The organism is Lachnospiraceae bacterium JLR.KK008 (genome assembly GCA_037015955.1).
Classification (GTDB): Bacteria; Bacillota; Clostridia; order Lachnospirales; family Lachnospiraceae; genus VSOB01.
Window position 1 is genome coordinate 2,254,152 of record CP143548.1, and the last position, 13,535, is coordinate 2,267,686.

At 50.3% G+C, this 13,535-nt stretch carries 8 protein-coding genes and 1 tRNA gene; 1 reads left to right on the forward strand and 8 read right to left on the reverse strand.

Features of this window, described 5'->3' with window-relative positions; genetic code table 11:
* Positions 1-57 precede the first annotated feature (57 nt).
* Both V1224_11295 and V1224_11300 read right to left on the reverse strand, forming a co-directional pair.
* On the reverse strand, positions 58-936 hold the full coding sequence (locus V1224_11295; GenBank protein ID WWR15067.1) for an OmpA family protein: 879 nt from the start codon (positions 934-936) through the stop codon (positions 58-60).
* Positions 926-2,056, reverse strand: a complete 1,131-nt coding sequence (locus tag V1224_11300) for a MotA/TolQ/ExbB proton channel family protein (GenBank protein ID WWR15068.1) — start codon at positions 2,054-2,056, stop codon at positions 926-928. Before V1224_11300 ends, V1224_11295 begins: the two co-directional genes overlap by 11 nt.
* A gap of 254 nt (positions 2,057-2,310) precedes the next feature.
* Between V1224_11300 and V1224_11305 the strand changes: the two genes are divergently transcribed.
* Entirely contained in the window at positions 2,311-4,047 is a 1,737-nt protein-coding gene (locus V1224_11305) for a methyl-accepting chemotaxis protein (GenBank protein WWR15069.1), read from the forward strand.
* Between the two features lie 272 nt (positions 4,048-4,319).
* On the opposite strand, the gene V1224_11310 is transcribed toward V1224_11305, so the two are convergent.
* The 6 genes from V1224_11310 to rseP form a co-directional block, all read right to left on the reverse strand.
* A tRNA-Glu gene (locus V1224_11310) sits at positions 4,320-4,391 on the reverse strand.
* Between the two features lie 182 nt (positions 4,392-4,573).
* Entirely contained in the window at positions 4,574-9,163 is a 4,590-nt protein-coding gene (locus tag V1224_11315) for a PolC-type DNA polymerase III (protein WWR15070.1), read from the reverse strand.
* 25 nt (positions 9,164-9,188) lie between these two features.
* The gene (gene ispG / locus V1224_11320; protein WWR17473.1) at positions 9,189-10,244 is read right to left on the reverse strand and encodes a flavodoxin-dependent (E)-4-hydroxy-3-methylbut-2-enyl-diphosphate synthase; all 1,056 of its coding nucleotides are present in this window, start codon (positions 10,242-10,244) and stop codon (positions 9,189-9,191) included.
* Positions 10,245-10,330: 86 nt separating this feature from the next.
* Entirely contained in the window at positions 10,331-11,599 is a 1,269-nt protein-coding gene (locus V1224_11325) for a serine/threonine-protein kinase (GenBank protein ID WWR15071.1), read from the reverse strand.
* An 18-nt stretch (positions 11,600-11,617) separates the two neighbouring features.
* Positions 11,618-12,469: a protein phosphatase 2C domain-containing protein gene (locus V1224_11330; protein WWR15072.1), complete on the reverse strand. Its 852-nt coding sequence runs from the start codon at positions 12,467-12,469 to the stop codon at positions 11,618-11,620.
* The gene (gene rseP, locus V1224_11335) at positions 12,469-13,533 is read right to left on the reverse strand and encodes an RIP metalloprotease RseP (GenBank protein ID WWR15073.1); all 1,065 of its coding nucleotides are present in this window, start codon (positions 13,531-13,533) and stop codon (positions 12,469-12,471) included. Before rseP ends, V1224_11330 begins: the two co-directional genes overlap by 1 nt.
* Positions 13,534-13,535: the final 2 nt, after the last annotated feature.

The window sequence follows — 13,535 nt, forward strand, 5'->3', positions numbered from 1 at the left end:
TAATTATTATAGCACCGGAAACTGGTAATTGCAAGCGCTTTTGGAAAAAACTGCGAATCAGTCTGCCTGTTCCTCCTGCCCCTGTTCCAATGTCTTCGTAATCTTTTCGATCATCTCGTCTTCTTTCAGGCGGAACTTGATCTCCACACGGCGGGAAGCCGCCATATTCACTTCCTGCGAATTTTCATAATAGATCGGCGTGCTGTACGAACGTCCGTTCACTGTCAGCATCTTCTGAAGCTGCGCCGTCTGCTCTTGCGTCAATCCGTTATCGGTATCCAGACAGAATTTGGCAACTGAATTCGCCCGGCTGTACGACAGTGTCATATTACTCTGATAATCTCCGTCCGTATCGGTGTGTCCCTCAATGATAATTTCTGAGATATACGGCAAAAAGCTGTCCTGCAAAAGTACATCCAGATACATGGGGATGATCTCCCGCAATGTCTCCTTGCTCTCGGGTGTCAGTGTGGCACTGTTATACCGGAACAGCACATCCGAAGAAAAGGTAATCGTCCCCGTCTGTGCATCCACTTTCATCGACGAATTGTTAAAACGATTTTGCAGTTCCCCGATAATATCCGTGCGGATTCCCACAATGTCTCTCAGCTCGCTTCTCGTTGCATCCAGCTCCGCTCTCGCCTCATCGATCTGCAGGTAAGCCGCTTTCAGCTCATCCTCTGTCATCGTCGCCTTGGCGTAGGCTTCCTCCAGTTCCTTCATGGAATTTCTCAGCTCCGCTTCCGAATCTTCCAGTTCCTGTCTCGTGGAATTGAGCTGTAGCTGCGCTTCCTCCAGGTCAGTCCGCTTTTGTTTATATACAAACAGCGTAATGGCAATCAGCAGAATAAAGATCAGCAGCAGCGCCGCCATCATATCCGAATACGACTGCCAGTACCCCGGCTCCTCAAAGATCTCTTTTCTTCTATTTCTCATACATATCCCTCGTCTGCCCCAACGTATACAGCTCGTTGCTGATCGTCTCGCAAGTATCTGACAACTTCTCTTCCACTGCCTTCTGGCGCTCCACCGTCAGACGAAGCGTGTCCTGAATCGAGCTGCAGGAATCCAGCATCCGCTGCATATTCTCCGACAGATACCGGAGATCCCCTGCGCATTCCCCCTGCGCCTGGCAGGAACGCTCCAGCGACTTGCCCAGCTTCTGGAAGTCGGCGCCCAGCGTTTCCGACATACATTTCGTAAACTGACCGACGATCTGCTCGATCCCCCTGATCTGTTCCTGTGCATTTCCCTGCATCATCTCCTGGATCTTCCGCATCGACGACGCGATCGAAGACTGATACAGCAGCATAGCGTCCATTCTTTCGTCTGATGTAAATACGTCCGGCTGTGTATACTCACGGAACACCATCAGGAAATGATCCAGCTTTTCATACGCATCCGCCAGCAGACTGCGGTACACAAATGAAAAGACAAGGGAAAAGAAAATACCGTAAACGGACGTATGGAACGCAACTTTCATGCCGTCCAGAAGCGGCGCCACATTCTCAGAGATTGTAAAGATGTCATTGCCCGAAAAAGAACTGAGACCGAGAGAAAGCCCTAAAAAGGTTCCTAAAATACCAAGACCTGTCATAGCCCCTGAAATACTCGAATTAAAATAAGTCCGTCCCACCCGGTTGAGCAGTTCTTCATTCATATAGTCCTCGATCGGACAGGCCTGCATCAGATTCCCTTTCTTGTCGGTATGCGCGCTCACATGCTTCTGATATTTCGCAAATTGACGGTTTAACAGTGCATTGGCAAACGGTTCCTGTTTCTTCCGGTACTCCGGCCACAGATTCTTTCTGTCCACTTCATACTGCCTTTCCATCTCCTGCGCTGCCCGCGTAAGCGCGCCGGTCACACTGTTGAGCCTGATAAAGCTGGCGATCGAAAGAATAAACAGAACGCCGATAATCACAAGAAAGGCTACATTGATAACAAGATTGCTTGTCAGGACCACATTGCCGTCAAACACTCCGTTGACGCCCAAAATGAAGCCAAAAGTGATCACATACACAAGAATCAGTAAAAAATACCACTTATTTCTCATAATACTCCTCCTCTTTCTGCACATAAGATGAAAAAAGTATAACATACTTTATGTCTGAATGTGTCGAATTTAGTCAAATTTAAGATTTTGTGAAACGGATGAAATTCAGTGTCTGTACTATGTATTTTATCCAATCGGAGTTATCAACAAAAAATATTGCTTTTTTCTTATATTTTTTGTATAATTCTTATATGATTTGTCATATGTTGCAAAAATCTCATAAACCTATCATTCACTAAATGGAGATGTATGCTATGAAAAAGAAAAAAGGAATCGGAATTCTCGCCAAGCTGGTATTGATGTGCGCTCTGCCAATGATCATTCTGGAGGGTATCGTCACTGTTTACTCCATGAACGCTCTGCGCAAAGGTATGCAGGAGGAAGCGTTCCTCGGATTAGACCAGCTGTGCCAGTCTGTGGGCGCTGCCTATGCCGCGTTAGATCCCGGTGATTACCACCTGGAAGGAGATCTGCTGTACAAAGGGGAATATTGTATCACGGAGCGGGAGGAAGTTCTGGACAGTTTTGTTGCCGCTTCCAGCTCTGACGTTACAATCCTTTACGGCGATACACGAAGGGCGACTTCCCTGATCGATCAGCAATCGGGAAACCGTATCATCGGAACAAAGGCCTCGGCGGATGTCGTCGACATCGTGTTGAAGCAGGGAAAAGACTACCGCACCGCAAATATAGTGATCAACAATGAGAACTATCACGCTTACTACAAGCCGCTCAAAAACAGCGACGGACAGATCGTCGGGATGATCTTTGCCGGTCAGCCAAGTACAAACGTCGACTCCGTGATCGCTGTCAGGACTTCCGGCATCACTACGATCGCTGTTACCATTCTGATCGTCTCACTGATCGTCTGTATCATTCTCGTAAAACAAATTGCCGTCACTGTCGTGCACGCGGGAGATATGCTCGTCAAAGTTTCTGACGGCGATCTGCGCATACAATTAAGTAAAAAAGCGGCTAAGGTCAGTAAGAGCGCCAGGAAACGCAGGGATGAAATCGGTACGATGGTCTCCTCCATGTATGGTCTCGTTGAAAAACTGCAGACTATGATCGGTAATATCAAAAATACGACAGATCACCTGTTACAGTCAGGAGAGACACTGAAAACACTCTCCTCTCAGACAAATACTGCCGCCGGTGAGATCGCCGGAGCCATAGAGGACATCGCACGAGGCGCCGCCACACAGGCGGAAGACATTGATCTTGCGACCACACAGGTGAACAATATAGGCGCCATGATAGAAAACATCGTACAGAAGGTACAGGAACTTGACAGAATATCGGTCAATATGAAAAAGGCGGACGATGAATCCGAACAGATCATCAACGAACTGGAAGAATCCAATGACAGAACACGCGAAGCGATCAGAAAAATAGACGCCTCCGTACATACGACCAATGAATCTGTGGGCAAGATCCAGGAAGCAGTCAATCTGATCACGTCAATCGCCAGCGAAACAAGCCTTCTCTCCTTAAATGCCAGCATTGAAGCGGCAAGGGCAGGTGAAGCCGGCAGAGGTTTTGCTGTCGTAGCTTCTCAGATCTCCAAGCTCTCCGAGGACTCCAATCGGTCCGCTCAGACAATCGAGCATATTATCGAACAGCTCTCCGCAGACTCGGAAGCGTCTGTAAAGATTATGGCTGAAGTAGGCGAGATCATTGAGGAGCAGCAAAAGAAACTGAATGAGACGAAAGAAAAATTCGCCGATGTCAGCAAAGGAATCGAGGCTTCCATAGCTGAGACAGAAGATGTCTATGCAGAGACAAAAGATTGTGATGAAGCCCGGATAAAAGTGACTGATATTATCGAAAATCTCTCCGCCGTTGCCGAGAAAAATGCCACATCGACGCAGCAGACCAATGCTTCTATGGAAGAGATGAATACAACGATTCATAAACTTGCAGAATCCGCAAGAAACATAGAGAGCATTGCTGACGAGCTGAAAAGAGACGTCTCCTTCTTTCGTATTTGAAGGGACAACGAATTTCCGATGATCTCAAGAGATATAAAACAGTTATTATATGGAAAACGAAATAAATACAGCTTTTATGCAGGGAATGCAATCCATTCTCATTGTCAAAACTCAATAAGCAGGCACCCTCTTGGGGGTGTCTGTTTTATCGAAGGTTCCCTCGTATTCTCACATACCAGAAAATTCATATCCGCATAATACAAAAAATGCCACAAGCCTCACAAATCAAGGCTTCCGGCACTTTCCTGGGTTGGGCTATTCTCTTGGAATAACAGCGTGTAGGGGAATCGAACCCCTGATTCCGCCGTGAGAGGGCGGCGTCTTAACCTCTTGACCAACACGCCATATTTAGCACTCGTTTATATTACAACATGTCTTGAAAAAAAGCAAGTACTTTTTCGCAAATTTTGCTAAATTTTTTTGCGCTCTCCAACTTTCCTGCCGCTGCGCGGTGAAACAGCACTGGCGTCAGAAGAGACTGTTTTTGCAAAGATGTCTCTTCTGACATCCGATGATATGGAAATGATCAGATCACCAGATCGAACAGGCTGATCTGATTGGACTCGGGCAGATCTCCGAGCAGATGCAGGTCGTGCATCATGTCAACGACTGTCTTAGACACTTTCGTGCGCTCCCGGAAATCATCCTTGGAGAGAAATGGGCCGTCCTTAGCCGCCTCCACGATCGCTTCCGCCGCTTTGTCTCCCAGACCGTCAATGCTGCTCAGAGACGGCATCAGCTTTCCGTCCATGATCCGGAACGATCTGGAATCTGCCTGAAAAATATCGATGGGCACAAACTCAAACCCCCGCACATACATTTCCTGTACATTCTTCATATCTTTATAGCAGTCCTGCTCCTTTTTTGTCAGCGTATCACTTCTGCGCCTGTAGTCTGCCATCACATTTTCCAGATGCTGCTGCCCCTGACACATCAGCTCATAAGAAAACGCTGACGCCCGGATGCTGAAAAAGGCCGCATAATAGGCAAGCGGATAGTTGATCTTACAGTAAGCAATACGCCACGCCATCATCACATAGGCCGCCGCATGGGCTTTCGGAAACATATATTTGATCTTTTTGCACGACCAGATATACCAGTCGGGCACCCCTGCCTCGACCATGGCCTTTTCCATCTCCGGCTGCAGTCCCTTGCCCTTTCTCACTGACTCCATGATTTTGAAGGACAGACTGCTCTCCACTCCCATGCCGATCAGATAGACCATAATGTCATCGCGGGTACAGATCGCCGTCGAGATCGTCGCCTTTCCCTCCTCGATCAGTGTCTGCGCATTCCCCAGCCACACGTCCGTACCATGTGCCAGCCCTGCAATACGCACCAGATCGGAAAACATTGTCGGTTTTGTGTCAAGAAGCATCTGGATCGCAAACTCCGTACCAAACTCCGGGATGCCCAGGCAGCCTAATTTACAGCCTCCGATCTGATCCGGTGTAATGCCGAGCGCTTCCGTGCTCTGAAACAATGACATGACCTGTTTGTCATCGAGCGGTATCGTCACCGGATCTATACCTGTCAGGTCCTGCAGCATACGGATCATTGTCGGATCATCGTGTCCCAGAATATCGAGCTTCAGGAGGTTATGATCGATCGAATGATAGTCAAAATGTGTGGTGACAATATCCGTCGTCATATCGTTGGCCGGATGCTGTACCGGCGTAAAAGAATTAATGTCCTCTCCGATCGGCAACACGATAATTCCTCCCGGATGCTGCCCCGTACTGCGTCTGACTCCCGTACAGCCAAGAACAATGCGGTTGATCTCACAGTTACGTTTTTTCTGACCATGCTGTTCATAATATCGTTTCACATAGCCAAAAGCCGTCTTATCCGCCAGCGTACCGATCGTACCAGCCCGGTACGTCTGTCCGGCGCCAAAGATCACCTCCGTATATTTATGCGCTTTACTCTGGTACTCCCCGGAAAAATTGAGATCAATATCCGGCTCTTTGTCTCCCTTAAACCCGAGAAAAGTCTCAAAGGGAATATCAAATCCATCTTTTTTCAACGGTTCCCCGCAGACAGGACAGACTTTATCCGGCATATCGCAGCCCGCTTTTCCCGCATATTTTCTGACTTCCTCCGATGTGAAGTCGTTATAATGACACTTCCCACAATAGTAATGGGGACTCAGGGGATTCACTTCCGTGATACCGGACATCGTGGCCACAAAGGAGGAACCGACGCTCCCTCTCGATCCTACCAGATAACCGTCTTCCACCGACTTCCACACAAGTTTCTGGGCAATGATATACATGACCGCGAATCCGTTGGTGATGATCGAATGCAGTTCTTTCTCCAGCCGTTCCTTCACAATCTCCGGCAGCGGATCTCCGTACATCTCATATGCCTTGCGATAGCAAATATCGGTCAGTGTCTTGTCACTGTCCGGAATGACAGGCGGACATTTGTCCGGGCGGACCGGTGAGATCGTCTCGATCAGATCAGCGATCTTGTTTGTGTTGGTAATGACGACTTCCTGCGCTTTCTCGTTTCCGAGATAAGAAAACTCCTCCAACATCTCCTCCGTCGTCCGAAAATAGAGTGGAGCCTGATTATCCGCATCTTTAAACCCCTTGCCATCCATTATAATACGCCGGTACACCTCGTCCGCCGGGTCCATAAAATGTACATCACATGTTGCCGCCACCGGCTTGTCAAACTGCTCACCCAGTTCCACAATCCTGCGATTGATATTTTTAATGTCTTCCATAGAACGGATATTTTCTATCTTCTCGGACTCGATCATAAAAGCGTTGTTACCAAGCGGCTGGATCTCCAGGTAATCATAAAAGTTCACAATCCGGGCGATCTCCGCGTCCGGCCTGCCATCCAGCAGCGCCCGGTACAATTCTCCCGCCTCACAGGCGCTGCCAAGCAAAAGCCCTTCTCTGTGCTTCATCACAAAGCTCTTCGGAATCCGCGGCCGTTTGTTAAAGTATGTAAGATGAGACTGTGACACCATCGTATACAGGTTCACCCTGCCCACATCATTCTGCGCCAGCATAATGGCATGATAAGCCGGCATTTTTTTCACTGATTCCGGCGTACTGGCATCCAGAGCGTTGACGTCCTGCAGTGTGGACGCCCCTTCGCTTTTGAGCATCGCGAGAAACCGGACAAAGATTTCTGCGGTCGCCTCCGCGTCATCGACCGCCCGATGGTGATTTTCCAGAGAAATCCCCAGCGTTTTCGCTACGGCATCCAGCGTATGTTTGGCCTGCTGTGGCAGCAGTACGCGGGAAAGTCCCACCGTATCCACATAAGTGAATGCACAGTCCAGTCCCCCTCGCCTGGCATTTTCCTGAATAAATCCCATATCAAAACCGGCATTGTGGGCTACCAGTACGCAACCCTCACAAAACTGTAAAAACTCTGAAAGCACACTCTCTATAACCGGAGCTCCCTCCACATCCTCATCCCGGATGCCGGTCAGCTTTTCAATCCGGAACGGAATCGGTACTTCCGGGTTTACAAAAGTCGAATATCTGTCAATAATCTCCCCGCCCGACACTTTTACCGCACCGATTTCGATGATCTTATTATTTACCGGAGAAAACCCTGTCGTCTCCAGGTCAAATACTACATAGTCCTCATCCAGCCCCTGTTCCCGGCAGTTTGTCACGATTTCCTTCAGATCATCGACAAGATAGGCTTCCATCCCATAGATCACTTTAAAGAAATCGTTCTGATCCGGGTTTTCCTCGCCGGCTTCCTTGCGTCTGTTCTTCTCTGCCTTCCACAGATCTTCCCACACATGATTGGCATCGGGAAAGGCCTGTACCACGCCATGGTCAGTGATCGCTATGGCACGATGCCCCCATTCATACGCCCGCTTTACAATGTCTTTGGCTTCAATCACTCCGTCCATGTCGCTCATCTTCGTATGGCAGTGCAGCTCCACCCGCTTTCTGGCACTCGTATCTGACCGTCCGATCATAAAATCGCCAATCTTTTTGACTCCGACCACGGACCCGATCGTCAGCTCAATATCAAACTTATCAATCGCTGTGACACCTTTGAGCTTGATGCAGGCCCCGGTCCGGATCTGCTGAGACAGCTCCTCCATCTGCTCATTGCGGACAAACATCTTCACTGTGATCGTGTCGGTAAAATCTGTGAGGTCAAAAATCAAAATCGTCCGCTCCCCGCGGATCTCCCGTTTGTCCACCCGCAATATTTTACCGCGGATCACTACCTCTCCCATCTCACCTGCAATCTCTTCTATCTCAATGGCCTCTTCCTCAAAATCCCGGCCATAGATCACATCCGGATTGTCGCTGCGCCGCAGAGGTCTTCTCGCCGCATCGCCTTTGGCTCCACTTCTGCCTTCCATCCTGGCCCGGCCGGCAGATCTGATCTTTTCCTCTGCTGTCGGCTGCGCCGCCCGCCGGCTCTCTTTGCCCGCTCCGGTGTGTCCGGCGTCTCCCTGTTCTGCTGACCCGCCGTTTTTCCCGGCAGCCGCTTCTTTTCGTTCCAAAGCGCTCTGGCCGCCGCTGCCATCCTCCGCCCGTTCCACCATAGCTCTGGCTGCAATCTGCGCCACCTCATTGGCAATCCTCACATCATCGTCCGCCGATGCAGCCGCTTCCTCCTGCTGCTCATAATTTATCTCCACCAGAACCGGAAACCCGAAACGTTCGCCCATAATCTTTTCCAGAATACGGACAAGTTCTTCTCCCTTTTCTCTGACAAAGACACTGTCTTTCACAGTCAGGAGCATCTCTTTTTCTTTCGGGAACGTAATCTCTGCGCCTTTAAAGATCATATACTCCACCTGACTGTATTCTTTCAGCTCAAGCAGAATACTTTCACGATAAAGCTGCATCAGTTTTGGCGGATCATACTGCGCAGACAGATGATATTTCTCATAGATTTTGACAGTCATCACCGCACCGGGAAATAACTGCTGTCTGATCTCTTTCTCTATATGAAATATAATATCCTTTGTAATCAATCGCGGACTTTCCAGAAAAATGCGCAGAAAATCACGACGCTTCGTGGCCGTGATCCTCTCCACAGTCGCCGCCTCCAGAAGCGCCGTCGTCTCCTCATCAAGTTTTAACGTGGGAAACACATCCCCAAAATGTTTTGCCATAGCTCCTCCCGAAATCAGACCGCTTTTATTCCTTCCAGTTCAGCAGCTCTTCCCGCAATGTCTCCAGAAGTCTCTCCTCGGGCACTTTGCGGATAATCTCCCCTTTTTTGATCAAAAGTCCCTCACCAATGCCGCCTGCAATACCGATGTCCGCCTCTTTCGCCTCTCCCGGTCCATTGACGGCGCAGCCCATCACAGCTACTTTCAAATGAAGAGGAATATCCTGTACCATATCTTCCACTTCATTGGCAAGACGGATCAGGTCGATCTGCGTCCTCCCGCATGTCGGACAGGACACGACTTCTATGCCGCCCTCTCGCAGCCCAAGCGTACGCAGAATCAGTCTGGCACTTTTAATTTCCTGCACCGGGTCCCCGGTCAGAGACACGCGAATCGTATCCCCGATCCCTTCATGTAAAATGATGCCCAGTCCGACAGACGACTTGATATTGCCGCTCGTCACAGTGCCCGCTTCCGTAATGCCAACATGCAGTGGATAATCCGTCTGCTCCGCCAGAATTTCATGTGCCTTTACGCACATGAGAACATCCGAAGACTTGATACTGATGACCAGATTGTCATACCCCATCTCTTCGATCAGATGCACCTTATCAAGCGCACTCTCGACAAGCCCCTGGGCTGTCACACCTCCGTATTTCCCGATCAGTTCTTTTTCCAGAGAGCCGCTGTTGACGCCCACGCGGATCGGAATGTTCCGCTCTCTGGCCGCGCTCACGACAGCCTGTACTTTATCCCGGCCGCCAATATTGCCCGGATTGATACGGATCTTATCGGCGCCGTTCTCGATCGCTGCCAGAGCCATCCGATAATCAAAATGAATATCCGCTACGAGCGGAATCCTGATCTGTTTCCTGATTTCTCCCAGTGCCCGCGCCGCCTCAGGCGTCGGCACCGTACAACGGACGATCTCACAGCCCGCCTCCTGCAAACGGTGTATCTGTCTGACCGTAGCTGTCACATCTTCCGTCTTTGTATTGGTCATCGACTGGATCAACACCGGGTTGCCCCCGCCGATCACTCTGTCTCCGATATGAATTACTTTTGTATGTTCACGGTACATTTGTTCTCCTTCCGGATCGCCTGCGCATCCGTATTCTGATTCATTTTTGCTGCCTGCCTCTATTCTAGCATAAGCCTGTTTTCCCATCAATCGGCACATATGACAAAAGTCCTCTCTCGTTCCGTCCCGCTCCTTCTCTCCTTTTGTCTGATCGTCACCTCATATTCTTTCCCCCGTTCAAAGCACTTTGCCGGCAATTCAAATATCAGATTTTCCTCCGTATGATATACCGCTGTGAAGTCCACCAGCAGTTTTTCGCCGGCCCGGTTGCGGATACAGACCGGAAGCAATGTATCTGTAGCCTGTACAGATCTCATCGGACCGGCCACTTCCGCCGCCTGAGGAGACTTCATCGGACCGGCTGCTTCCGCTGCCTGTACAGGCTTTGTCAATCCGGCCAGCCCCGCCGCATACCAGAGTCCTGCAGCCACAAGCAGTGCGGCCCTGCACGCGCTCCCATCACCCCATCTCCCTTCCGTGAGCAGTACGTCCCGAATCAAACGAAACACCCTCTCTTTCTTCCGCCTTCTGCTCTTATCTTCTCCTGATTTCCATCCTTTCACTCCCCGCAGTTTAAAAGCCTCATCCATATCCTCCAATTCTTCGATAACTTCATCCATGGAACCAGGCCGGTCTGCCGCCTGCGGCGCCGTGCATTGCAGTATCAGCCGTTCCAGTCTTTTTGAGAGCAGAGATCTCTGTTCCCTGACAGGGTAAATGCCTCTGGAAGCCGCCGGGTCCTCTCCGGTCACAAGATAAAATAACAGTGCCCCAAAAGCATAAATATCCGTCCGCTCCGACGGACCGCCGCCCGCCAGAAGCTCCGGCGCCCCATATCCTGGTGTATAGCAGCAGGGCTCCGTCTGCTCATGATTCAATGACACCGCCCCGCCAAAATCAAGCAGCGCCGCCTTTCCGTTATGAAAAACAAGGTTCAGCGGCTTTAAATCTCCGTGAATCATTCTTGTCGGCAGTCTGTGCAGAAATCTTACCAGCTCCGCTGCCTGCAAGGCATAGCATACCGCCTCTCTTTCTTCCATCATCCCTTCCTGTGTTATCTTTTCCTGTAATGACATCCCTGTCATATATTCCATGATCAGGCAAATCTGTCCCTGCTCATGGACCACGTCTGCAAGGACAGGAATCCCCTCTTTATGAATCTGTTTCAGCGCCGTTATCTCCCGGGTGACAGCTTCCCTCTGCTCCGCTCCGTGCAGAGGAACGCATTTCATTACCCAGCTTTTGTCGAGGCGTTTATCCCACACGAGATAGGCAGTACCGTTCCCTCCTTCCGCCAGCTTTCTGATTGTCCGATACCTTCTCTCTTCCCGCTCTGTTGTCTGCTTCTCCTGCATATGCTTCCTCCTGCTTCGTCACAATATTACAATGCCTATGGCCGCCATATCGTCGCGGCTCCCTGCCCGGGCAGCCCATTCCCCGAGCAGCTCCAACCTGCGGTCCAGCCCTTCCTCCGCATAATATCTGCTCCCGCGCTCTCCCTTCCCGCTGCCTGCAAACAGACAGGGCCCCAATGCCTGTCCGAGCCGGCTTTCGGGAGCGCCAAAACAAAACCCGTCCGTGGCCAGGAGCAGACAAGTGTGTCTTTTCAACCTGCCCGTATCGAGATACACATGATCCGCCCCTGCCATGCCCAGACATTTACACAGATGTCCCTGATCGTCTCTGTCATCCGCAGTCATGCAGCGTACGCGGCAGGCCTGTCTGCGCGTCGGAACCGCTTTTGCCCGGATATGATAAATGCGGCTGTCACCGATATGCATCAGATAATATCTGTCTTTGACAATCAGAATACCGCTGCATGTCGTTCCCGTCTGTATATGTTGTGTCAGTTGGAATTGTTTCAGATGTTCCTGAATCCGGCAGAACTGCCGATGTAATGAAAATAAGATAAGTTCTTTGGTATTGCTCTGAAAAATCAGTTCTTTTCCTTCGTGATAAAACCAGTCCGTCATTTGGTGGACGACATAGCTGCCTGCCTCCTGGGAGCAGGCCAGACTGCCAATGCCATCACAGACAAGGGCCAGCAGGCACTCCCCTCTTTGCAGCGCCACGTGCTGCAGCGAAAGGGAGTCCTGATTCCTTTTATGTCCCGCTCCGACCGACCAGTATACGCCCGTGCGCATCTGCATCGTTCTTTGCTCCTTTCCTTCGGGTGCCTGCCCGGTAATTGCGAAATCATTGTGTTTCGCAATTACCGGTCTCATTAATGAATCAGTTTCACAATATCATTGTACAGGATCAGTACCATCAATCCACACAGCACTGCAAAGCCTGCAAGATGCACCATGCCTTCTTTTTCCGGCGGAATCGGCTTGCCGCGAATGACTTCCAGCAGGAGGAATACGAGTCTGCCTCCGTCAAGCGCCGGCAGCGGTAACAGGTTAATCACTCCCAGGTTGACCGATAAAAGCATGGCGAGATTCATCAGGTTGACGATCACGACCCATAGTCCGTACGGCTTTGTCTGCTGTGTCACGTCATCCACAAGGACGGCGATACCGATTGGTCCCGAGATCTCATCCCTGCCCGCTTTTCCCTGTATAAGCATTTGCAGACTTCTGAGCGTGGCCTTCAGACCATAGCGCACTTCATAATAGCTGTACTGAAACACCTGTGCCGGGGAACATTTAAAATATTCCGCATATCCCTGAAATCCAAGCAGATACCTGCCGCTCTCTTCGTCGAGTTTCGGCGTCAGTATCGCTTCCCGCGTTTCACCGTCCCGCATATATTCTACGGTGAGTGTTTCACCCTGCCTGAGCATTGTAATCAGGCCAATCTCCCTCGATACATAGATTTTCTCACCGCCCAGCCGGGTGATCACGTCGCCGCTGCGCATTCCCGCTTCCGCTGCCGGAAAGCCGGGGATCACGTCCTGTATGACAGGCTTGTCGCTGTAAGTCGTGCCGATCATAATCAGAGCCAGCAGATATGCGAGTATAAAATTAAAAATCGGTCCCGCCACGACGGTGGAAATTCTGGCCCACACATTGGCGTTTGGAAACGCGCCGGGAGACAAAGGGGCAGCTTCCCCATCCTCATTTTCCTCGCTTTTGCCATCTTCGCCCTCAAACATACAGGCGCCGCCCACCGGAAACAGTTTCAGAGAATATTTCGTGCCGCCTTTCGTGAAAGAACAGAGCGTCGGCCCCATCCCCACAAAAAACTCCTTCACCGTTATACCGTTCGCTTTCGCCAGCAGAAAATGCCCCAGTTCATGAGAGATCACGATGATACAGATAATAAGAATAAATATCAGAATTGTCAATC